This is a genomic window from Pseudoxanthomonas sacheonensis (assembly GCF_010093305.1).
GTDB lineage: Bacteria > Pseudomonadota > Gammaproteobacteria > Xanthomonadales > Xanthomonadaceae > Pseudoxanthomonas_A > Pseudoxanthomonas_A sacheonensis.
In genome coordinates this window covers 121844-143637 of sequence record NZ_PDWS01000010.1, presented here as the reverse complement: position 1 = coordinate 143637, position 21794 = coordinate 121844, and the positions used below count along the sequence as shown (strand labels likewise).

At 66.4% G+C, this 21794-nt stretch carries 18 protein-coding genes and 1 pseudogene; 10 read left to right on the top strand and 9 right to left on the bottom strand.

The annotated features are described in order from the left end of the window. Together CSC73_RS18670 and CSC73_RS10550 are read right to left on the bottom strand one after the other, a co-directional pair. Positions 1 to 485, bottom strand: a pseudogene (locus CSC73_RS18670) (DUF6151 family protein); the annotation flags it as partial. 125 nt (positions 486 to 610) lie between these two features. Further along, a complete protein-coding gene (locus CSC73_RS10550) occupies positions 611 to 1132 on the bottom strand; it encodes a Pvc16 family protein (RefSeq protein ID WP_163840389.1) in 522 nt (173 codons plus the stop codon). Between the two features lie 149 nt (positions 1133 to 1281). Between CSC73_RS10550 and CSC73_RS10545 the strand changes: the two genes are divergently transcribed. Next, positions 1282 to 2646 (top strand): PA2928 family protein, encoded by a 1365-nt coding sequence (locus CSC73_RS10545; RefSeq protein ID WP_163840388.1) that lies wholly within the window; start codon positions 1282 to 1284, stop codon positions 2644 to 2646. Between the two features lie 148 nt (positions 2647 to 2794). On the opposite strand, the gene CSC73_RS10540 is transcribed toward CSC73_RS10545, so the two are convergent. The 3 genes from CSC73_RS10540 to CSC73_RS10530 all read right to left on the bottom strand — a co-directional run bounded on the left by CSC73_RS10540 (position 2795) and on the right by CSC73_RS10530 (position 4855). Beyond that, on the bottom strand, positions 2795 to 3346 hold the full coding sequence (locus tag CSC73_RS10540; RefSeq protein ID WP_163840387.1) for a DUF2058 domain-containing protein: 552 nt from the start codon (positions 3344 to 3346) through the stop codon (positions 2795 to 2797). 250 nt (positions 3347 to 3596) lie between these two features. Next, positions 3597 to 4334 (bottom strand): zf-HC2 domain-containing protein, encoded by a 738-nt coding sequence (locus tag CSC73_RS10535; protein ID WP_163840386.1) that lies wholly within the window; start codon positions 4332 to 4334, stop codon positions 3597 to 3599. Then, positions 4331 to 4855 carry an RNA polymerase sigma factor gene (locus tag CSC73_RS10530; RefSeq protein WP_163840385.1) on the bottom strand — a complete coding sequence of 175 codons (525 nt, stop codon included), beginning with the start codon at positions 4853 to 4855 and terminating at the stop codon, positions 4331 to 4333. Before CSC73_RS10530 ends, CSC73_RS10535 begins: the two co-directional genes overlap by 4 nt. A gap of 124 nt (positions 4856 to 4979) precedes the next feature. On the opposite strand from CSC73_RS10530, the gene CSC73_RS10525 reads away from it, so the two are divergent. Both CSC73_RS10525 and CSC73_RS10520 read left to right on the top strand, forming a co-directional pair. Next, entirely contained in the window at positions 4980 to 6260 is a 1281-nt protein-coding gene (locus CSC73_RS10525; RefSeq protein WP_246197489.1) for a S8 family serine peptidase, read from the top strand. Positions 6261 to 6358: 98 nt separating this feature from the next. Then, complete coding sequence (locus CSC73_RS10520; RefSeq protein WP_163840384.1) at positions 6359 to 7369, top strand: hypothetical protein; 1011 nt, start codon at positions 6359 to 6361, stop codon at positions 7367 to 7369. A 114-nt stretch (positions 7370 to 7483) separates the two neighbouring features. Here the strand turns inward: CSC73_RS10520 and CSC73_RS10515 are convergent, their stop codons facing one another. The 4 genes from CSC73_RS10515 to CSC73_RS10500 form a co-directional block, all read right to left on the bottom strand. After that, complete coding sequence (locus tag CSC73_RS10515; protein WP_163840383.1) at positions 7484 to 11149, bottom strand: methylmalonyl-CoA mutase family protein; 3666 nt, start codon at positions 11147 to 11149, stop codon at positions 7484 to 7486. 107 nt (positions 11150 to 11256) lie between these two features. Further along, on the bottom strand, positions 11257 to 12198 hold the full coding sequence (locus CSC73_RS10510) for an alpha/beta hydrolase (RefSeq protein ID WP_163840382.1): 942 nt from the start codon (positions 12196 to 12198) through the stop codon (positions 11257 to 11259). A 34-nt stretch (positions 12199 to 12232) separates the two neighbouring features. Further along, entirely contained in the window at positions 12233 to 12832 is a 600-nt protein-coding gene (locus tag CSC73_RS10505) for a TetR/AcrR family transcriptional regulator (RefSeq protein ID WP_163840381.1), read from the bottom strand. Positions 12833 to 12864: 32 nt separating this feature from the next. Further along, positions 12865 to 14442 (bottom strand): tetratricopeptide repeat-containing sulfotransferase family protein, encoded by a 1578-nt coding sequence (locus tag CSC73_RS10500; protein ID WP_163840380.1) that lies wholly within the window; start codon positions 14440 to 14442, stop codon positions 12865 to 12867. 235 nt (positions 14443 to 14677) lie between these two features. On the opposite strand from CSC73_RS10500, the gene CSC73_RS10495 reads away from it, so the two are divergent. The 7 genes from CSC73_RS10495 (at position 14678) to CSC73_RS10465 (ending at position 21785) form a co-directional block, all read left to right on the top strand. Beyond that, the gene (locus tag CSC73_RS10495; RefSeq protein ID WP_093279884.1) at positions 14678 to 15778 is read left to right on the top strand and encodes a Glu/Leu/Phe/Val family dehydrogenase; all 1101 of its coding nucleotides are present in this window, start codon (positions 14678 to 14680) and stop codon (positions 15776 to 15778) included. 37 nt (positions 15779 to 15815) lie between these two features. Further along, complete coding sequence (locus CSC73_RS10490) at positions 15816 to 16988, top strand: isovaleryl-CoA dehydrogenase (RefSeq protein ID WP_163840379.1); 1173 nt, start codon at positions 15816 to 15818, stop codon at positions 16986 to 16988. Positions 16989 to 17136: 148 nt separating this feature from the next. Further along, positions 17137 to 18312, top strand: a complete 1176-nt coding sequence (locus CSC73_RS10485) for a thiolase family protein (protein ID WP_163840378.1) — start codon at positions 17137 to 17139, stop codon at positions 18310 to 18312. A gap of 139 nt (positions 18313 to 18451) precedes the next feature. Then, entirely contained in the window at positions 18452 to 18793 is a 342-nt protein-coding gene (locus CSC73_RS10480) for a hypothetical protein (protein ID WP_163840377.1), read from the top strand. Positions 18794 to 18946: 153 nt separating this feature from the next. Then, positions 18947 to 19303, top strand: a complete 357-nt coding sequence (locus CSC73_RS10475) for a hypothetical protein (RefSeq protein ID WP_163840376.1) — start codon at positions 18947 to 18949, stop codon at positions 19301 to 19303. Between the two features lie 123 nt (positions 19304 to 19426). Next, positions 19427 to 21034, top strand: a complete 1608-nt coding sequence (locus tag CSC73_RS10470; RefSeq protein ID WP_163840375.1) for a carboxyl transferase domain-containing protein — start codon at positions 19427 to 19429, stop codon at positions 21032 to 21034. Between the two features lie 4 nt (positions 21035 to 21038). Then, complete coding sequence (locus CSC73_RS10465; RefSeq protein ID WP_163840374.1) at positions 21039 to 21785, top strand: SDR family oxidoreductase; 747 nt, start codon at positions 21039 to 21041, stop codon at positions 21783 to 21785. The last annotated feature ends 9 nt before the right edge of the window (positions 21786 to 21794 follow it).

Genomic DNA, 21794 nt, shown 5'->3' with positions numbered 1-21794 from the left:
CCGCAACCGCGCCCCCAAAATCCCCCGCAATATCCGCAACCCACCAGTAACAAACCCCACCGGCGTCGCCTTCACCTTCCCCCGCGCCGACCCCGAATTGATCACCGTCTTCCCCTTAGGCCCAAACGCCTCATCCATCTCCCTGGCCGGCCACAAACCCATAGCCACAACCCCCACATAAGCAACCCTGCCATCGCGCGGCGTATTGCCCAGCGGCGTACGGCAACAGGCCGCGTACCAGCGCAATATCCCTTCCCGCTAAGCGACATGCACGCAATCTGCTCGCTACCGGCCGTGATATGCACCGCCGCCGGATTCATCGCCACCATATCCGTACCGCCCTGCGCATCGGCCACCCCGGGCCGGTCCAGCCAGCGCGCATACGCCTGGCAATCCTTGCAATAACAAGTGGCGCGCACGTAGACCTGGTCCGTCTCCACCCTGCCCTGCACCCGCCCGCACTCGCAGCGCAACGACAACGCCATGGGAAAGCCCTCGCCGACCTGATACACGCTTGGTAACGCCGCCTGCGTAGAGAGGCGTGAAAGTGCGGGCGGATGGTTTCTGTTGGTTTGCTTGGGTGGCGGGCAGTGCCCGCCCTACGGCAGCGTCAGGCCGCGACCGCCTGCCAAACCGCCTCGGCCCTGACGAACACCCCGCCCCGCTGCCGCATGCCACTGGCCACCCACACCTGGCACTGCTCGCCCACCGGCAACTCCAACACCCGCCACTGCACCGTGAACGCCCCCGGCGACAACGCGGCCAACCGGTCCGGCTCGGACAACAACGCAGACAGCGACTGACGCTCCCGCACCGGCGAATCCACCAACGCATGCAGCGCCGCGCCCAGCAGTTCCAGCTCCTGCAGCGCCTCCCCGCCCAACCCACTGACCAGATAGTCCAGCTGCAACCCCAACTCCGGCCGCGCCCGCCGCCCATCCGACCCGATCATCGGCACCGCCCGCGCCAACGGCAGCACCCCGATACGGAACAAATGCACCGACAACCCCGACATCGCCTCGCCCTCCGGCGAAGGCGGCCCCACCAGCACCGGCATGCCCGGCGGCACCGCCGCTTGCAACAACCCACGCAACGCATCGGTGGACACGGCAATCAACTGATCGGATGACATGACGACTTCCCCCTATCACTGACCGCCTGCATTAAGCCCAAGCCACCCCTTCATTGCAAATTTGTCCTGCCGAACCTGGCCGCCACGTTGTTCCTGCCAATGACCCAAGCCAAACCGCCCCTTCCGCCCGCCACTGGCAGACAAACCGCATGAGCCGACCCGCCGTAAGAGTGTTGGCCGCATTGGGTGTGGTGCTGGTGGTACTGGTGGGCACCGCCGGCTTGTGGGTGCTGCAGCAAGGCGGCAGCGCCGGCCTGCGCCAAGTGCTCACCACCGGCGGGTTCAAGCAACTGCAACCGGCCCTGTTCCAATCCGCGCCGCTGCGCACCGACCAGGGCGGCGCCGACCGTCTCTACCTGCTCAGCACCCAGTCCGAAACCATCACCGGCGCCATGGGCCGCCGCAGCAACAACCGCGTCCGCCGCGAGCTGCTGCACGTGGACCTGTGGGCCATCGACCCCGCCACCGCAACCGTGGCCTGGCGCAAACGCCTGCGCACCTACGAAGGCACCGAACGCAGCGGCCGCGATTTGCGCGGCTTCGCCCTGCTGGGCGCCGACGGCAAGACCTTGTGGCTGACTGTCGACGGACCGCTGGGCGTATCGCTGGCCGACGGCAGCGTAGTGGCCGACGGCGCGCGCATCGATGCCGCCAACCCCGCGATGGCCGGCAAACGCGTGGACGAACCGGGTTACATCGCTTTCGGCCGGCACGGCTTGCAACTCACCTTGAACGACGCCAGCCAATGGCGCATCGATGCCAGCGACCTGAGCGCCGCCCCGCGCGACACCGACGTGCGCAACCCTGCGGGCATCGTGCCGCCGGCCAAGAGCGGCAGCACTTCAAACTTCATGACCCGCGCCCTGCCCATCGGCGAACGCTGGCTGGGAGTGATGACCGACCAGGAAGCCGAGTTCTACCGCAACAAGCCGGTCATTCCCGGACGCGACCCCAACGAACGTCCCGGCGCGATGCAGCAATACCTGGAAGCGAACCACGTGCCCGCCCCGCTGGAACCCAAGCCGCAGCAATACCGCTTGTGGGGCGCACGAGTGCAACAGGTATCCGCAGGGCCGCCGGACTGGCCCAAGCAACTACCGGACCGCTGGGGCAAGCGGCCCAAATTCAGCCATTACCGCGTGCTGCCCGAATCGCCGCGCTTCCTGCGCGCCGGCCTGCTGCACGATGGCAACCAGCCCGAACAAGCGCTGTGGTACCGGCAACCGGACAGCGTACTGGCGCTGCACAGCGACAAGCTGGGACAGCAAGGACGATTGCAGCTGACCCGCGTGTCCGGACCGCTGGGCAAACCCGTGTGGAGCCTGGCCTTGCCGATGGACCAACTACGCTCGGTCATGCGCAAGGACAACGACTTGTTGCTGTTGGGCAGCGAACCGCCCGCGGCGGCGGATGAAAAAAGCCAAGAGGAAGGCCCGCACGTGAAAGCGGTGCGGGTGGATGTGGCCACAGGCCGGATCGCCGCGCTGGATCTGACAGCGCAGAGCCTTCTGTAGGAAGGTTGTAGGAGCGACGCGAGTCGCGAAGTCCCCTCAGGACCGTCACTCTATCCCGCCACGGATCATCGGGTTGCGGTATGCGAGAGAGGCGGAATTTTCCAGAGCTTCGCGACTCGCGTCGCTCCTACAGAAGCGGGCCTCTGCCCTACCAGATCAGATCGTCCGGCACCTTGAACTGGCTGTAGTAGTCGTCATCCGCGCCATCGGTTGAGCTTTCATCGGCCTTGCCATGGTCCAGCACGACCATCGCCGCATCGCGGGCGTAGACCTTGTCGGCCGCTGCGCGCGAGATTACCGCATAACCCACCGCATAACCCTGGTCGTGACGGACGATGACCAGCGCGCCGCTGGCCAGTTGCTTGCGCACGGTTTCGTCGACCAGCACGTTCCTGATGACGCCTTCGTCGGTGAAGGCGTAAGCGATCTCGCCGGCGAGTTTCAGCTTGTTCTGCTCGACGATCTGCCGCGCCTGCGCGCGTTGCTCGTGAAGGCGCGCCTGCGCGTTGCGTTCGGCGGCCAGCGCGCGGTCGCGTTCGGCCTTTTCCAGGCGCACGCGCTCGGCTTCGGTCTGCTCTGCGCTGGGCGCCGGCGGCGCCTTGCCGTGGCGCTGCCTGGCATGCTCGCGCGCGACCTCGGCGACCTTGGACTTCTTGACCAGGCCGGCCTTGAGCAGTTGTTCCTGCAACGGGTTGCGCATGACCGGACCGGGGATACGGAAGTGGCGGACATGATACGCCGCCCATGCGGACTCGCCGGAAGGTTGCGCAATGCCGCTACAGGTTCGGCCAACGAATCCCGCTCATCGCCGGCCGGAAAAAACTGGGCATCTGGATTCACAGTGGAAAAACCGAATCGAACCCCTCTCCCGCTAGCGGGAGAAGGGTGCATCCACACTATCGCTCCAATCCCGCATCGGCTCTTTCGAAGTCCACGAAACCTTCGTGGACTCAGCGCCAGCCAGCATCGCGGGCCTTGCGCTCCTCGGCGGCATCCAGCGGATCGCCGCTCATCCTGGCGGTCGCTTCGGCCAGCACCGCCGCTGGTATGGCGGTGGAAGCCTGGCGCAGTTCCCCGGCTTGCGCGGTCGATTCGGCGACCATCGGCACCTTCCAGTGGCCGTCGCTCCCGCGACAGGCCAGCCCCGCTAACGGTTTCAAACCTTTGATCGCAAAGCTGCGGCAATAGTTGCCCGCCGCATCTCGGAAGGTGAGGCCGATAGTCACCGCCCGGTCTGGTTCCGGAACGCTGGCCAGCTGCCGCTCCAGACTGTTGGCGAGATCGGCGCCAGCGACCAGCGCACCGCCTTCGCCTGTATGCAAACGGGCCGCATCGGGCTTGGATATCCACTGCGAGACCGCAACGCCGAGCAGCAGCGACGCCGCCATGGCCGCCCACTGCGGCACGCCCCATCGCGAGCGCGGCGCCGGCGCCGCACGCGGCGGCAGCGCTACCACGTTGCCGGACTCCGCATCCGATGGGCGCAGCATCCGCGTGAGCGCCTCGGGCACCGGTTCGTCCAGCACGGGCGCATACGCCTCGCCCAGCGAACGGCGCAGCGCGAACTGGTGCGCCACCGCATCGGCGACCGCCGGATCGGCCGCGATGGCGGCTTCCACTTGCGCGGCCTGTGCGGGCGACAGCTCGCCATCCACGTAAGCCATCAGCAGTTCGGTGTCCACGCTCATGCTCCTGTTCCTTCCACGCCGCCCAGCAGCGCCTGCAGCGCTTCGCGACCGCGCGCCAGACGGCTGGTGAGCGTTCCTATCGGAACCTCCAGCGTTTCGGCGGCTTCGCGATACGAAAGCCCTTCGATCAACACCAGTGCAATGGCCATCCGCTGTTCCTCAGGTAGTTGCTGCATGGCGGCCTGCACCGTCATCGCCAGTTCGCGCCCCTCGATCGGCGACTCGCCGACGTGGGCCCCATGCTCTTCCGGCGCGAATATCTTCTGTCCGCGCTGGCGCGCCCGCACTTCGTCGATCCAGGCGTTGCGGATGATGCCGAACACCCACGCATCCAGCCGGGTATCGCGGCGCCACTGGCCGGACCGCGCCAGCACCCGCTCCAGCGCCAACTGCAGCAGATCGTCGGCGTCGGCAGGATGCCGGGCCAGGGTGCGCGCGAAGCGCCGCAGGCGCGGCAGCAGTTCGCACAGGGCGTCCGCCATCTCCGCATCGATCGCACTCGGCTTCGCACTCGACATCATGGAATACGCTTCACAGGGCTGTTTTATTCCCTTGCGCCGTACGCGGGGCCGGGCGGGCCGGATGCTAGCATGCGCGCCGCACGGCCCAGGGACGGATCGGACGCTCCCGAACGTAAGGTCCCAGATGAAGCCGACACTTTTCCGATTGCTGCTGCTCTGCGCCTGCGCCGTGCCCGGATCCGCCGGAGCGCAGCTGCTGCCGGCGCCTCTGCCGCGCCTGCCCGCGCCCGTCGGCGAAATCGTGGCGGCGCCGCTCAACCAGACCCTGGGAACTCTTCGACAAGTGCGCATCGACCAGCTGCTGCGCCAGCACCGGCGCGAACTCGACACCGACCGCAACGGCGCACCGGTGGTAAGGAGCAGGATAGTGGCGCTGGATCCCTCGCCGGAGGCGGTATCGCGCGCGCTGGATGCGGGCTTCTCTGTCGAAAGCGACAGCGGACTGTCGGAGCTGGACTTGCATCTGGTGGTACTGGCGGCCCCCGAGGGCATGCGCACGCGCAGCGCACTGAGCATGCTGCAGCGACTCGATCCGTCGGGCCGCTACGATTACGACCATATCTACCTGGGCGCCGATGCCGCACCCACGGCGGCGAAGGTCGGATCGCATGCCCTCGCTGCCGCGGAAGCCCTCGCGCCCGGAGCTGCGGTTCGCGTTGGCCTGGTCGACGGCGGCGTGGACGCGTCCCATCGTTCCCTGGCCGGAACCGACGTTCATGGCTGGGGCTGCGAAGGCGCTGCACATCCTGACGCGCATGGCACGGCCGTGGCGTCGCTGCTGGCCGGTGCGCCGGCGGCCGCCGACCGCCAGCGAGCCGGCGCCCGCAGCGAACTCTTCGCCGCCGACATCTATTGCGGCGCTCCCACCGGCGGCGCCGTCACCGGGTTGGCGCAGGCGCTGGCATGGCTTTCGCGCGAGCGGGTCGCGGTGATCAATCTGAGTCTGGTGGGACCGCCCAATGCCCTGCTGGAACGCCTGGTGGACTCGATGTTGCGGCGTGGCCATGTGCTGGTTGCAGCCGTCGGCAACGACGGGCCCGCCGCGCCGCCGCTCTACCCTGCCGCCTACGCGGGCGTGATCGGCGTGACCGCCATCGATGCGCGCGGACGCACCTTGCCCGAAGCCGCGCGCGGACCGCAGGTGGACTTCGCCGCGCCCGGTTCGGGCCTGGATGCCGCACGCGTCGGGGCGGGTTTCAAGCCCGTGCGCGGCACCTCTTTCGCCGCACCGCTGGTGGCGCGCCGCGCCGCCGAGTCGATCCGCGCGCCCGCTTCGGATTCATCGGTTTCGGTCATGGCGATACTTGAGCGCGAAGCGACCGACGCCGGTGCGAAGGGCCGTGACGACCGCTATGGCTTTGGAGTGCTGGCTGCTGAAGAACAGGCGCGTTGGTCGCCGCGATGAACGAAAGTTGAAGCCTGCGGCCAGCAAGGAAGAAACCGGCGCCGGCATTCGTAGAACTCCATGAAGCCGCGGATCGTCCGCTGCGAATGGAGATGACGATGAACAACAAGACTCTGACTGCCGCTGTCTTCGCCGCCCTGCTGGCCGCTGCACCGGGGGCCGGTGCGCAAGGGCTGCTGGGCGGTGGCGGCAACATCGGCGGAGGACTGGGCGGCGCCGTGGGCATCGATCCGGGAAGGGGTGGACTGCTGGGCGGTGCGGATTTGGGCGGCACTTTGCGCGAGACCACCAACAGCGCCCGCCAAGCCGCAGCCGAGCAGCGTGCCGCGCTGCGCGAGGCCAAGCGTGCCGCGCGCGAACAGGCGCGGCTTGATCGGCTGAACGCAGAAGCGGCCGGCGCCGCCGATGGGCAGGCGCAAGGCGGCCTCGTCGCCGGCGGCGACAATGGGTCGGCGCAGGGTTCGGGAGCGATCGGTGGCAATGTGGTCGGCAGCTCTTCGAACAGCGGTTTGCAGGAGTTGGGAACCCTGACCGGAGGCGCGGCCGGAACGGCATCCGGCGCCGCTGCATCGGCCGCTCAGGATGCGCGCGCAACAGCAGGCCAAGCCGCCACGCTTGCCGGGGGCGCCGGGCAACTTGCGGGCGAGGCGACGGCGCATACCCGCAACGTCGCCGCAGCGGCACAAGGTTCAGCTGCTGGCAACGCGAACGGAGTTGCCGGCGCCGCCGGACGCTCGGCCTCGGCAGAGGGTGCCGGATCGCTGGCCGGACAGGCAGTGGCCAACGGCGGGCGCACGGATGAGCGCGAGGCCGGCGACGGCAGTGCAGCCGCTACGCCACTCTCCAATGCAGGCAGCGCGATCGCGCGCGGAACGGGCGCGATCCACGGCGCCGGCGGATCCGCTGCGGATAGTGGCTCGCCATCGGCTGGCGAGCGCAACGATGGCAACGGCGAGGAAGGCCGGACCGACGCGCCGCCTCCGCGCCCGGCGCCGCGAGCGCGCGCCAGCGGCAACGCCAATGCCAATGCGAACGCCAGCGCGTCGCGACACGGCGCGTCGGCCAGCGCCGCCGGCTCGATTGGCGGCGAGGGTTCGGTCGAGGACTGAATGATCGAGTGCAATGCAAAGCGGGAGCCATTCGGCTCCCGCTTTTTTTACGCCTGGGGTAGCGACTGGTGTCGCTGTCGCAGAACCTGAAGGGCTACCGACATCCCTGCGCCACTACATGTTCCTGCGGTACTCCCCGCCCACGTCGTACAGCGCATGGCTGATCTGGCCCAATGAGTGGGTCTTCACCGCTTCCATCAGCGCGGCGAACACGTTCTGCCGGTTGCGCGCGGTGTCCTGCAGATAGCCCAGTCCGTGGCCGTCGTGGACTTCCACGTCCTCCGATTCCACCACATGGCCGTGCGAGGTCTCGCCGTCCGGCGCCAGCGCGTTGCGCGACCGCTGCCAGCCCAGCACGTTGGCGATCTGCTGGCCTTTCTCTTCCTCGGTCGAACGGATCAGCTCGATCTCGGTGACGATGTCGCCGCCGTGCTCGCGCGGCAGGAAGGTGTTGACGCCCACCAGCGGCAGGCTGCCGTCGTGCTTCTTGTGTTCGTAGTACAGCGACTCTTCCTGGATCTTGCCGCGCTGGTACATGGTGTCCATGGCGCCCAGCACGCCGCCGCGTTCGCTGATGGCTTCGAATTCCTTGTACACCGCCTCTTCCACCAGGTCGGTCAGGTAGTCCACGGCGAAGCTGCCCTGCCATGGGTTCTCGATGAAGTTGAGGCCCAGCTCCTTGTTGATGATCATCTGGATGGCCACCGCGCGGCGCACGGACTCTTCGGTCGGCGTGGTGATGGCCTCGTCGTAGGCGTTGGTGTGCAGCGAGTTGCAGTTGTCGAACAGCGCGTACAACGCCTGCAGCGTGGTGCGGATGTCGTTGAACTGGATTTCCTGCGCGTGCAGCGAGCGGCCCGAGGTCTGGATGTGGTACTTCATCATCTGCGAGCGTTCGTTGGCGCCGTAGCGCTCGCGCATGGCGCGCGCCCAGATGCGGCGGGCGACGCGGCCGATCACCGTGTATTCCGGGTCCATGCCGTTGCTGAAGAAGAACGACAGGTTGGCGGCGAAGTCGTCCACCTTCATGCCGCGGGCCAGGTAGTACTCGACGATGGTGAAGCCGTTGCTCAGCGTGAACGCCAGTTGCGAGATCGGGTTCGCGCCGGCTTCGGCGATGTGGTAGCCGGAAATGGACACCGAATAGAAATTGCGCACGCCGTTGTCGACGAAGTACTGCTGGATGTCGCCCATCATGCGCAGCGCGAATTCGGTGCTGAAGATGCAGGTGTTCTGCGCCTGGTCCTCCTTCAGGATGTCGGCCTGCACCGTGCCGCGCACGGTCTTGAGCGTCTGCGCCCTGATGCGCGCGTAGGTTTCCGCATCGACCACCTGTTCGCCGGTGATGCCCAGCAGGCCCAGGCCAAGACCGTTGTTGGTCGGCGGCAATTCGCCGTGGTACTGCGGACGCTGGCGGCCTTCGAAGAGCTTGTCGATGGTCTTCTGCGCTTGTTTCCAGCGCTGCTCGTCTTCCTTCAGGTACCGCTCCACCTGCTGGTCGATGGCGGTGTTCATGAACATGGCCAGGATCATCGGCGCCGGGCCGTTGATGGTCATCGACACGCTGGTGGTGGGCGAGCACAGGTCGAAGCCGGAATACAGCTTCTTCATATCGTCGAGCGTCGGGATGTTGACGCCGGAGTTGCCGATCTTGCCGTAGATGTCCGGGCGCGGCGCGGGGTCTTCGCCGTACAGGGTGACGCTGTCGAACGCAGTGGACAGGCGCGCGGCGGGCTGGCCGACCGACAGGTAGTGGAAGCGGCGGTTGGTGCGCTCCGGCGTGCCTTCGCCGGCGAACATGCGGATGGGGTCTTCGCCGGTGCGGCGGTACGGATACACGCCGCCGGTGTAGGGATAGCTGCCCGGCAGGTTTTCCTTGCCCAGGAAGGTCAGCAGTTCGCCCCAGGATTTGTAGGTGGGAGCGGCGATCTTGGGGATGGGCTGGTGGCTGAGCGACTGGCGGTAGTTTTCGCCGGTGACGGCCTTGCCGCGCACTTCGTAGGTGAAATGTTCGTCGGTGATGGACTTCAGGCGCTGCGGCCAGTCGCGCAGGAGCTTCAGGTTTTCGTTGGTCAACGACTGCACTGCGTCCTGGTAGCGCTGGCGGAGCGTGAGCAGAGAGCGGTCTGGCGAGCTGGACGTAGGAGCGACGTGAGTCGCGACCGACGTGCCTTCGGACGGATCGTCAGCAAGAGATTCGGTCGCGACTGACGTCGCTCCTACGGCACCTGGCAGCAGGTCGCTTGTGTCATAAAGCGCCAGTTGTCTGGGCAGCTTTTCGTCGCCGATCTCGCGCAACGACTCCCAAAGGTGCTGCGCGCGGCTGGCGATTTCCGCCTGCTGTTCGACGGCCTTGTTGATGCCCCTGCCCTGCTCGGCGATTTCGGCCAGGTAACGCACGCGCGCACCGGGAATCAGCACGGTGGCGCGCGGCTCCTTCAGCGAAGTGTCCAGCTGCGGCGTCCACTTCTGCGCGGGCAGCGAAAGTTTTTCGCGCAACAGCCGGCACAGGTTGGCGAACATCCAGCTGATGCCGGGGTCGTTGAACTGGCTGGCGATGGTGGGATACGCCGGCACGTCTTCGTCGGCGGTCTGGAAGGCGGCGCGGTTGCGCTTCCACTGCTTGCGCACGTCGCGCAGCGCGTCTTCGGCGCCGCGCTTGTCGTATTTGTTGAGCACGATCAGCTCGGCGAAGTCGAGCATGTCGATCTTTTCCAGCTGGCTGGCAGCGCCATACTCGCTGGTCATCACGTACATGGGGAAATCGACCAGATCGACGATTTCCGAATCGCTCTGGCCGATGCCGGCGGTCTCCACGATCACCAGGTCGTAGCCCAGGCCCTTGAGGAAACCGATGCAATCCTTCAGCACCATGTTGGTGGCCGCGTGCTGGCGGCGCGTGGCCATCGAACGCATGTACACGCGGTGGCTGCGCAGCGAGTTCATGCGGATGCGGTCGCCCAGCAGCGCCCCGCCCGTGCGGCGACGGGTGGGATCGACCGAGATCACCGCGATGCGCATCTGCGGGAAGCTGGCCAGGAAACGGTTCAACAGTTCGTCGGTGACCGAGGACTTGCCGGCGCCGCCGGTGCCTGTAATTCCAACGACCGGTGTCGTTGGAATTCGGGAATGGGGAATGGGGAATGGGGAATCGGAACCGCCCGTGGCCCATAGTTTGCGGAGCTTGGCGAGCTCCGGTTCGCTGAAGACGCCATCTTCGATCGCGCTGAGCATCCTGCCGATGCCGATTTCGTCATCGATCGCGGGCAAGGCCGCTTTACCGATTCCCTGCTCTGCCGATTCCCAATTCCCGATTCCCGATTCCCGTGCTGCGCTGGCGCGTTCCACCACGTCTTCGATCATCTGCACCAGGCCCATGTGCATGCCGTCGTTGGGGTGGTAGATGCGTTCCACGCCGTAGGCCTGCAGCTCGCGGATTTCCTCCGGGGTGATGGTGCCGCCGCCGCCGCCGAACACGCGGATATGGCTGGCGCCGCGCTCGGCCAGCATGTCGACCATGTACTTGAAGTATTCGACGTGCCCGCCCTGGTAGGACGACAGGGCGATGGCGTCGGCGTCTTCCTGCAGCGCGGCGCGCACCACGTCCTCGACGCTGCGGTTGTGGCCCAGGTGGATCACTTCGGCGCCCTGCCCCTGGATCAGGCGGCGCATGATGTTGATCGCCGCATCGTGCCCGTCAAACAGGCTGGCGGCGGTGACGAAGCGCAGCGGGGTGTTGTCGCTCTGTGTGGCGGGAAGATTCGAAGCCGGCGTGCTCATGCGCGCCCTCACGTGCAAGTGAACAAGCGGCAATTGTAACGTCGCGCACGTTAGTCAAAGGTGGGTGGGCCTCCATGCCCACCCGTATGCATCGCCTGCTAGGAGGTTCAGGCGATGCCGAACGGCAGATTGGGCGAGGAGACGACGCGTTCGCCGACGGTTTCTCCCTTGAGGAACCGCAATGCTTCGGCGATCACTTGCGGTTCCGCGGCAACACGGTGGTGCCCCAGTCCGGAAGTGGTGAGCAGGCGCGCCTGCGGCCAGTAACGCGCATAGCGTTCGCCTTCCGCCCATGGCACTTCCCGGTCCTCCAGGTCGTGCACGACCAGCGCCGGGCGCGCGATGAAGGGAGCGTTGACGTGGACCTGCATGCCTGCGACCGGAATGTGGAAGCGTTTCTCCCACTCGTCGAAGAGGCGGTCGCGCAGCGATTGCGCCAGTCCCACCGCGCGCCCGAAACGATCGGCGGCGGCCATGGGATCGGCGGCCGGCGCGATCAGCACGGTGCGCTCGGCCTGCATCCCCTTCGACAATGCCAGCATGGTGGCCGCGCCGCCCAGCGAGTGGCCGACCACCGCGGACAACGGCCCGTAGTGCTTGGCGACCTGGAACAGGGTTTCGGCGAAGGAAGGCAGCGTGGCGCGGCGGCCGCTGCTGCGGCCATGCGCCAGTTGGTCGAAGGTGATTACCGCATACCCGGCCTGGCGCAACGCGCGTATCCAGGGCGCGAAGCGCAAACCGAAACTCGACCAGCCGTGCGCCAGCAGCACCAGCGGCTGGTGCGCAGGATCGCCCCAGAGATAGGCGGCGACCCGGTGCTCGCCGTGTTCCAGCAGTTCGATGCGCGCGCCCAGAGTGTCGGCGGCCAGCGCCCGTTCCCGCGCACCGGGCATCGGCGTGCCGAACAGACGGAACGCGCGATGCAGGGTCGCCTCGGGCATCAGCCATCCGCCGACGGCGAAACCGGCGCGCATCGTGGCAAAGCGCAGCGAGGCCAGCAGGGATTTTAGAACGATCGTGCTATTTCTGGGTTTAGCGATGACAGCCATGGCGACGACCTCCGTGGGTTTCAGTCGGTGGGGTTCAGCGGGAGTAGGAACGGATCAGGCGTTCGAACGAACGACGCGCCATGTCTTCGGCACGCGCCGGGTCGATCAGGCGTGTGTTGTGCAGGCCATCGGCGAGCGCAGCCAGCTCGAAGGCCATGAGTTCGGGGTCGGTGTCGGCGGCCAGTTCGCCGGATTCGATGCAATGGGTCACCGCCTTGGCCAACTGCGCGTTCCACTGGCTCAGCCAGCCAACGATGCGGTCGCGCATCGGGCCCGGGCGGCCGTCGTATTCGCCGGCGGCGGCCAGGATCACGCAGCCTTCCTCGTTCATCAGCACCCAGTCGAACCAGCCCGAGACGATGGCGCGCAGGCGCGGCAAACCGCGCGGCTGGGCTAGCGCGGGACGCACCACGGTTTCGGTGAAACGCTGCGCGGTCCACTCCAACACGCTGAGCTGCAGGTCTTCGCGGGAGCCGAAATGGGCGAACACCCCGCTCTTGGACATGCCCACCGCAGTGGCCAGCTCGCCGATGGACAGGCCTTCCAACCCATTGCGACGGGCGATGCCGAAAGCGCGTTCCACTATCAGTTCGCGCGTTGCGGTGCCTTTGGAAGTGACGGCTGCGGGTGTCATGGACAACTAAATAGCACGACCGTTCGTATTATTCAAGCCGTCGATTCGAAATCGTCCAGGTCGGCCAATCCGCCTGCGGCAAGCGCCTTGTGCAACGGCGCCAACCACTGGCCGTATCGCCGCCATTGGCCAACATAGCGCTGATGGATGGGTTCACGCATTTGTATGGCGCTGGCCGTCGCCACCCTGCCGGCCCGCGCTTCAATGGCGGTGACCCCGGGTTGCCAGGGAAGCCCGCAGAACTCCAGTACCTCGCGTGCCGCTTCGGCGGGCGCTGCGACCAATCGGGCGTAATTCACATCGAAGACGCGACCTGGAAACTGCGTGTGCCAATGCGCCATCAGGCGGCGATAGTGCAGGAAATGCGCGGCCATTTCCTGTTGGTCATAGCTGTGCGGATAGGCGCCCACGAACAATTCCTTGAGATTGGAGAAGCAGGTGTCCATGGGTTCGCGGACAAGGTGCAGTATCCTCGCCTGCGGAAGCGCCCGGGCGATGTAGCCGATATTGATGAAGTTGGAAGGCAGTTTGTCCGTATAGAAGCGCTTGCCGCCAGCATGCCATTGCGTATGCGCAAGATAGCGTTGTCCGACCGTTTTCCAGTCGGCGCTTTCCGCAGCGCGCGCAAGCGGAAGATCGAGGTGGGGCCCGCCCATGACTTCGCAGGACCAGCGCAGTTGCGCGGTGAAGTCGCGTAGTTCGCCAACGTCGGCGACGTCAGGATGCGCGCCCAGGATACGCTCCAACAATGTCGTCCCGGATCGCGGCATGCCGACGATGAAGATCGGAACCGGGCCATCGATCGATGTGGTATCGACGGTTTCCGGCACGATGCGCATCCCCAGCAGGTGATCGAACAGGCTGGATTCGGTCGACGCGTCGTACTGAAGTTGACTTCTGCGCGAGCGCATGCCCCGCTCCAGCTCCGACCAGGCTGCAGCTTCCTGGCCCAGCTCGTCCAGTTCCTTGAACAACGCGTAGTGCAGTAGCGGAACATCGCTATGCTTCGGTTCCATTCGGTGCAAAGCGCTACGCAGCTCTTCCACATTATTCTGCGACGGACTCGCACGGCGCAGCTTCGAGCGCAGCCGCAACGCGGCAGGGTGACCAGGTTCGGCGGCCAGGCATCGGGCCAAGGCGCTTTGCGCAGCGTCCAGATCACCCAAATACATACGGCATAAGCCCATTTGGTACTGCAGCGCCGGGGATCCGTCGCCCAGTGCCTGAGCGCGTTGCAGCAAGGGCAGCGCAAGGTCAGGCAGCGACTGTTCGTTCATCAGTCTGCCCACGCCGGCCAGGACCGCCGTGTCCGCGGACGAGGCTACGGCCGGGGAAGCCGCGCAATCCACGGCAGCCTGCAGTTCGCCCACCTTAATCAGCTGGGCGCACAGGGCTTCCATCAACACACCATCGGGCTCGCGGGCCGCATAGGCTTCCAATGCATGCAGGGTAGCCTCACGAACACGGCCTTCGGCCAACGCGACCCCGGACAAGCGCAAGCGAGCGGGCAGCACCCAGGCCGCGTCCCGTAGCAATGATTCGTAGCCTGTGCGGGCATGGTCCAGATCGCCTTCCCGTGCGGATCTTTCCGCAAGTTCCCACGTTCTCAAGGAGGCATCGGACATCGGGAGGGACATCAGGAGACTGTTGGCCGGGACAGCTTTTCATTGTAGTAGCCGATGCTGGACTGGTGCGAACCCCATCACAGCGATTGGATTAGACTGTGCGCATGCGACGCCCTTGCCCCGCTTTGGCAACGTCGCTTTTTTGTTTCCAGTCAACCCTTTAGGCACAGTTCTTGGCAACTTGCAGCAGCCAGCAGGCAGCGCAATTCGGAGCCCTCCCATGATTTTCGAAACCCTCGACACGTCCGGCCACGAACAGGTGGTGTTCTGCAACAACAAGGACGCAGGCCTGAAGGCGATCATCGCCATCCACAGCACCGTGCTCGGCCCCGCACTGGGCGGCGTGCGCATGCGGCCCTACCCCAACACCCAGGCCGCGCTGACCGACGCACTGCGGCTCAGCCGCACCATGACCTACAAGAACGCGCTGGCCGGCCTGAACGTCGGCGGCGGCAAGGCGATCCTGATCGGCGACCCGGCCACCGACAAAACCGAGACCGCTTTCCGCGGTTTCGGCCGCTATGTCGACTCTCTGGGCGGCCGCTACATCACCGCCGAGGACATGGGCACCGACGTCAACGACATGGAAAACGTCTACCGCGAGACCGAGTACGTGGTCGGCGTGCACCAGGTGCATGGCGGTTCCGGCGACCCGGCGCCGTTCACCGCCTATGGCGCGCTGCAGGGCCTGATGGCCACCTTGAACAAGAAGTTCGGCAACGAGGAAATCGGCAAATACAGCTACGCCGTGCAGGGCCTGGGCCACATCGGCATGGAGTTCCTGAAGCTGCTGAAGGAACGCGGCGCCAAACTTTTCGTGGCCGATCTGAACCCGGCGCTGGTGGAACGCGCGGTCGAGGAATACGGCGCCGAGGCGGTCAAGCCCGACGAGATCTACGACCTGCCGGTGGATGTGTTCTCGCCCTGCGCGATGGAATACGCGATCAACGCCGAAACCCTGCCGCGTCTCAAGGCCAAGATCATCTGCGGCACCGCCAACAACCAGATGTCGCACGTGACCGGCGACGAGGCCGCCAAGCGCGGCATCCTGTACGCACCGGACTACGCGGTGAACGCAGGCGGGGTGATGAACGTGTCGCTGGAGATCGACGGCTACAACCGCGAACGCGCGATGCGCCTGATGCGCAACATCTACCACAACGTCGGCAGCATCTTCGAGCTCTCCGAACGCGAAGGCATCGCGCCGCAGTACGCGGCCGACCGCATCGCCGAGGCGCGCATCGCTTCGATCGGCAAACTGAAGTTGCCGCTGGGACGTACCGCACCCCGTTTCATGGGACACCTGCGCGGCGAGCATTGACGCCAGCCGCGAAGGCCGCAAAAGGAGGGAGGACCGAATGCGACCTGTTTCAATCCACGCTTTTCCGCTAGGCGAAGAGATCGACGCGCTGCGCGAGGCGGTACGCCGTTTCGCCGACAGCGAGATCGCGCCGCGCGCCGAAGCGATCGACCACGAGAACGTTTTCCCGCAGGACCTGTGGCCCAAGCTGGGCGAACTGGGACTGCTGGGCATGACCGTGCCGGGCGAATACGGCGGCAGCGACATGGGCTACCTGGCGCATCTGGTGGCGATGGAGGAGATCTCGCGCGCGTCCGGTTCGGTCGGGCTCAGCTACGTCGCCCATTCCAACCTGTGCGTGTCCAATCTGTACGCCAACGGCAACGAGGCGCAGCGCAACAGGTATCTGCCCAAGCTGTGCACCGGCGAATGGAAAGGCGCGCTGGCGATGAGCGAACCGGGCGCCGGTTCGGACGTGGTCGGCTCGATGAGCTGCCGGGCCGAGCGGCGCGGCGACGCATGGGTGGCCAACGGCAGCAAGATGTGGATCACCAACGGCCCCGAGGCCGATGTGCTGGTGGTGTACATGCGCACCGCGGGCAAGGAATGCGGTTCCAAGTGCATGACCGCCTTCATCGTCGAGAAGGGCATGAAGGGTTTCCGCACCGCGCAGAAGCTGGACAAGCTGGGCATGCGCGGCAGCAACACCTGCGAGCTGGTGTTCGAAGACTGCGAGATTCCGGCCGAGAACGTGCTGGGCGAGGTCGATAACGGCGTCAAAGTGCTGATGGCCGGTCTCAACACCGAGCGCCTGGTGATCAGCGGCGGGCCGCTGGGCATCATGCAGGCAGCGCTGGACGCCGCCCTGCCCTACGTGCGCGAACGCAAGCAGTTCGACGCGGCCATCGGCACCTTCGGCCTGATGCAGGGCAAGATCGCCGACATGTACACGGCGCTGCAATCCAGCCGTGCCTACGCTTATCAGGTCGGCCGCGACTACGACGCAGGCCACGTCTCCCGCGCCGCCGCCGCCGGCTGCCTGCTGCACGCATCGGAAGCCTGCGTGCAGGTGGCGCTGGAAGCGATCCAGGCGCTGGGCGGCAACGGCTACATCAACGAATACCCCACCGGACGCCTGCTGCGCGACGCCAAGCTGTACGCCATCGGCGCCGGCACCAACGAAATCCGCCGCATGCTGATAGGCCGCGAACTGTTCGATGGGCGAGGCTGACCCACTTCATCACTCCCGGCGTAGGGCGGGCATTGCCCGCCAATAGCTCGCCTAGAAGCCAGCGGGCAGTGCCCGCCCCCACCGGCTTGGTTTGCCGGCGCCCACTCCCACCCTTGATAATCAAGCGATCTATTCTGGAGTCTCCCCCATGTCCGACATCGTCATCGCCGCCGCCAAGCGCACCGCCATCGGTTCCTTCCTCGGCCAGTTCACCGGCGTGCCCACGCCTACGCTGGGCGCCACCGCGATCCAGGCCGCGCTGGAGCAATCCGGCGTGCCGGCGGCGGACGTTTCCGAAGTGATCATGGGCTGCGTGCTACCGGCCAATCTGGGCCAGGCGCCCGCCCGCCAGGCTTCGCTGGCCGCCGGCCTGCCGACTTCCACCGGCTGCACCACCATCAACAAGGTCTGCGGTTCGGGCATGAAGGCGATCATGCTGGGCCATGACCTGATCAAGGCCGGTTCGGCCACGATAGTGATCGCCGGCGGCATGGAATCGATGACCAACGCCCCGCACATGATCCCCAACTCGCGCACCGGCAACCGCTTCGGCAACTTCCAGGCCGTGGACCACATGTCCTGGGACGGGCTGGTCAATCCCTACGACGGCCAGGCCATGGGCGTATTCGCCGACGCCACCGCCGAAAAGCACGGTTTCACCCGCGAGGCGCAGGATGCCTACAGCATCGAATCGGCCACACGCGCGCAGGCCGCGCAGAAGTCGGGCGCGTTCGACGACGAAATCGTTCCGGTCAAGGTCGCCACCCGCAAGGGCGAAGTGGAGTACGCCACCGACGAACAGCCCGGCAAGTCCGACGTCAGCAAGATCCCGACCCTCAAGCCCGCCTTCAACAAGAACGGCACGGTGACCGCCGCCAGCTCCTCCAGCATCTCCGACGGCGCCGCTGCCACGGTGCTGCTGAGCGCCGAAGAAGCGGCCAAGCGCGGCATCGCCCCGCTGGCCCGCATCGTCGGCCACAGCACCTTTTCCCAGGAACCGCAGTGGTTCACCACCGCTCCGGTCGGAGCCATCGAAAAGCTGCTGAAACAAGTGGGCTGGACGGTGGACGAGGTGGACCTGTTCGAGATCAACGAAGCCTTCGCCGTGGTGGCCATGACTCCGATCAAGGAGCTGGGCATTCCCCACGCCAAGGTCAACGTCAACGGCGGCGCCACCGCGCTGGGCCACCCCATCGGCGCCTCCGGAGCCCGGCTGGTGGTCACCCTGGTCCATGCCCTGCGCAAGCGCGGCGGCAAGCGAGGCATCGCTTCGCTGTGCATCGGCGGCGGCGAGGCGACCGCCATAGCGATCGAGACGTTGTAAGAAAACCGCGGGTTATGTTACGTTTAACAAGGCGTTGACAAAAATAACTGCGCAACCGCTTGACAGCCCAATCCGGATTGTCATCATGTCACCGGCGCGCAATAGCGCGTTGCCAACTAAACGACGAGGAAATTCACAAATGACCATCAACAAGACGCTGATCGCGCTGGCTCTGGGCCTGGCCCTGGCTGCTTGCTCGAACAAAGAGCAGGCTGCTGACGCCGCGACCGACGCTGCCGCCACGGCTACCGAAGCCCAGGCTGCTGCCGACGCCGCCGCCGCTACCGGCGCTGCCACGGCCGATGCCGCCCAGACCTCCGCTGACGCCGCCGCCCAGGCTGCCGACGCTGCTGCCACCGCCGCTACCGACGCTGCCGCTGCTCCGACCGCCGCTGCCGCCGACGCCGCTGCCGACACGGCCGCTGCTGCTGCCGACACTGCCGAAGCCGCCAAGGATTCCGCAGAAGAAGCCAAGAAGTAATACCGATAAGGTATCGCTTCAAGCTAGCGTAAAATGCGAAAGGCCACCGGTGCATACCGGTGGCCTTTTTCAGTAACAGGCCGAGGGGGATGGCTCACCAGACTCCGCCTGCATTGCCGATCTGTTGTACCCATCCACTTCCGGAGATAAACCATGAAGACCAAGTTCATTGTCCTGCTCGCCGCTTCCGTTCTGGCCCTGAGCGCCTGCAAGAAGAGCGAATCGACCGACGCCGCAGCGACCGACGCCGCTGCCGCTGCCGACCAGGCCGCCACTGAAGCCGGCGAAGCCGCCGCCGCTGCCGGCGACGCCGCCGCCGCCGCTGCCGATGCGACCGCCGCTGCCGCGACCGATGCCGCCGCTGCCACCAGCGACGCTGCCGCTGCCACCGCCGATGCGGCCCAGGAAGCGACCGCCAAGACCGCCGACGCCGTCTCCGACGCTGCCCAGGCCACTGCCGACAAGGCCGCCGAAGTCGCCGACAAGGCCGAAGAAGCCGCCAAGAAGTAATCCGCCGGCTTCGGCCGACGACCGCAACACCGGCAAGGCCCGCTTCGGCGGGCCTTGCTGCGTCTGGGGGTTTGATGGGGACGGGTTGTATCCTTGCGTTCTCTTTCCGCAGGCGTCGACGGCATGTCGGTACTGACTTCGCAACTCGATCCGCGTTCCACCGAATTCGCCGACAACGTCGCCTACCACCGCGCCCTGGTTGAAGAACTGGACCGCCGCCTTGCGCGCGCGGCCGATGGCGGCGGCGAGAAGGCGCGCAACAAGCACACCGAACGCGGCAAACTGCTGGCGCGCGACCGCATAGCCGCCCTGCTCGACCCGGGCTCGCCCTTCCTGGAAATCGCCCCGCTCGCCGCCGAGGGCATGTACGACGATGCCGCCCCGGGCGCCGGCATGGTGGCCGGCATCGGCCGCGTGCAGGGCCTGGAAGTGATGGTGGTGGCCAACGATGCCACGGTCAAAGGCGGCACCTATTTCCCGATGACGGTGAAGAAGCACCTGCGCGCGCAGGAGATCGCGCGCGAGAACCGCCTGCCCTGCGTCTATCTGGTCGATTCCGGCGGAGCCTTCCTGCCCTTGCAGGACGAAGTCTTTCCGGACCGCGAGCATTTCGGCCGCATCTTCTACAACCAGGCGCGCCTGAGCGCCGAAAACATTCCGCAGATCGCCGTGGTCATGGGCAGCTGCACCGCCGGTGGCGCCTACGTGCCGGCGATGTGCGACGAAAGCGTCATCGTCAAGGAACAGGGCACCATCTTCCTGGGCGGCCCGCCGCTGGTGAAGGCGGCGACCGGCGAAGTGGTCGATGCCGAAGCGCTCGGCGGCGCCGATGTGCACACCAGCGTGTCCGGCGTGGCCGATCATTTCGCCGAGGACGACCGCGACGCGCTGCAGATCGCGCGCAATCTGGTCGCCAACCTCAACCGCCGCAAAGTCCTGCCGCTGGCGGTGCGCGAGCCGCAGGAACCGCTGTTCGCGGCGCATGAGCTGTACGGCATCGTGCCGAAGGACACCCGGCGCCCGTTCGACATCCGCGAAGTGATCGCGCGCATCGTGGACGGTTCGCGTTTCGACGAGTTCAAGGCGCGCTACGGCAAGACCCTGATCACCGGCTTCGCCCACCTGCACGGCTACCCGGTCGGCATCGTCGCCAACAACGGCATCCTGTTCGCCGAGAGCGCGCTGAAGGGCGCGCACTTCATCGAACTGTGCAACCAGCGCGGCATCCCGCTGGTTTTCCTGCAGAACATCACCGGCTTCATGGTCGGCAAGAAATACGAAAACGCAGGCATCGCCAAGGACGGGGCCAAGATGGTCACGGCGGTGGCCTGCTCGTCGGTGCCCAAGTTCACCGTGGTGATCGGCGGCAGCTTCGGCGCGGGCAACTACGCCATGTGCGGCCGCGCCTACGGCGCCCGCTTCCTGTGGATGTGGCCCAATGCGCGCATCAGCGTGATGGGCGGCGAACAGGCCGCCAGCGTGCTGGCCACGGTCAAGCGCGACGGCATCGAAGCCTCCGGCAGGGAATGGCCGGCCGAGCAGGAAGAAGCGTTCAAGGCGCCGATCCGCGACCAGTACGAATCGCAAGGCAGCCCGTGGTACGCCACCGCGCGCCTGTGGGACGACGGCATCATCGACCCGGCCGACACCCGCCGCGTGCTGGGGCTGGCGATCTCCGCTTCGTTGAACGCGCCGATAGAGCCGGCGAAGTTCGGCGTGTTCCGGATGTAGGCGGATGCGGAAAGTCCTGCTGGTCACCGGCGCCGGCCGTGGAATCGGCGCGGCCACGGCCCGGCTTGCGGCTGGACGCGGTTATGCCGTGTGCGTGAACTATCTCCATGACCGCGAAGCCGCGCTGGCGGTGGTGGCCGACATAGAACGCGGCGGCGGCGAGGCCGTCGCGGTGGCCGCCGATGTTTCGGTGGAAGCGCAAGTGATGCGCCTTTACGAAACCATCGACCGGGAGCTGGGCCGTCTCGACGCGCTGGTGAACAACGCCGGCATGCTGGAGCGGCAGGCGGCCGTGCAGGCGATCGACGCCGCGCGCCTGCAACGCGTATTCGCCACCAATGTGTTCGGCAGTTTCCTCTGCGCGCGCGAAGCGGTCAGGCGCATGTCCAACGCGAACGGCGGCAGCGGCGGCGCCATCGTCAATCTGTCTTCGCTCGCCGCGCGCACCGGTTCGCCCAACGAGTACGTGGACTACGCCGCCAGCAAGGGCGCCATCGACAGCTTCACCCGCGGTCTGGCCGCCGAGGTGGCCGAACAAGGCATCCGAGTGAATGCGGTGCGCCCCGGCTTCATCCACACGGACATGCACGCCAGCGGCGGCGAGCCCGACCGGGTCGAACGGGTGAAGGCCTTCGTTCCGCTCAAGCGCGGCGGCCGTGCCGAGGAAGTCGCCCAAGCGGTACTGTGGCTGTTGTCCGACGAAGCTTCCTACACCACTGGCGCGTTCATCGATGTGGCCGGTGGAAGATAAGCCGTTCAG

Coding starts and splice junctions, on each gene's coding strand:
- CSC73_RS10550 (WP_163840389.1), bottom strand. CDS start 1,132: ATGTCATCCGATCAGTTGATTGCCGTGTCCACCGATGCGTTGCGTGGG.
- CSC73_RS10510 (WP_163840382.1), bottom strand. CDS start 12,198: ATGGCTGTCATCGCTAAACCCAGAAATAGCACGATCGTTCTAAAATCC.
- CSC73_RS10465 (WP_163840374.1), top strand. CDS start 21,039: ATGCGGAAAGTCCTGCTGGTCACCGGCGCCGGCCGTGGAATCGGCGCG.
- CSC73_RS10530 (WP_163840385.1), bottom strand. CDS start 4,855: ATGATGTCGAGTGCGAAGCCGAGTGCGATCGATGCGGAGATGGCGGAC.
- CSC73_RS10485 (WP_163840378.1), top strand. CDS start 17,137: ATGTCCGACATCGTCATCGCCGCCGCCAAGCGCACCGCCATCGGTTCC.
- CSC73_RS10470 (WP_163840375.1), top strand. CDS start 19,427: ATGTCGGTACTGACTTCGCAACTCGATCCGCGTTCCACCGAATTCGCC.
- CSC73_RS10480 (WP_163840377.1), top strand. CDS start 18,452: ATGACCATCAACAAGACGCTGATCGCGCTGGCTCTGGGCCTGGCCCTG.
- CSC73_RS10475 (WP_163840376.1), top strand. CDS start 18,947: ATGAAGACCAAGTTCATTGTCCTGCTCGCCGCTTCCGTTCTGGCCCTG.
- CSC73_RS10495 (WP_093279884.1), top strand. CDS start 14,678: ATGATTTTCGAAACCCTCGACACGTCCGGCCACGAACAGGTGGTGTTC.
- CSC73_RS10515 (WP_163840383.1), bottom strand. CDS start 11,149: ATGAGCACGCCGGCTTCGAATCTTCCCGCCACACAGAGCGACAACACC.
- CSC73_RS10525 (WP_246197489.1), top strand. CDS start 4,980: ATGAAGCCGACACTTTTCCGATTGCTGCTGCTCTGCGCCTGCGCCGTG.
- CSC73_RS10535 (WP_163840386.1), bottom strand. CDS start 4,334: ATGAGCGTGGACACCGAACTGCTGATGGCTTACGTGGATGGCGAGCTG.
- CSC73_RS10505 (WP_163840381.1), bottom strand. CDS start 12,832: ATGACACCCGCAGCCGTCACTTCCAAAGGCACCGCAACGCGCGAACTG.
- CSC73_RS10490 (WP_163840379.1), top strand. CDS start 15,816: ATGCGACCTGTTTCAATCCACGCTTTTCCGCTAGGCGAAGAGATCGAC.
- CSC73_RS10545 (WP_163840388.1), top strand. CDS start 1,282: ATGAGCCGACCCGCCGTAAGAGTGTTGGCCGCATTGGGTGTGGTGCTG.
- CSC73_RS10520 (WP_163840384.1), top strand. CDS start 6,359: ATGAACAACAAGACTCTGACTGCCGCTGTCTTCGCCGCCCTGCTGGCC.
- CSC73_RS10540 (WP_163840387.1), bottom strand. CDS start 3,346: ATGCGCAACCCGTTGCAGGAACAACTGCTCAAGGCCGGCCTGGTCAAG.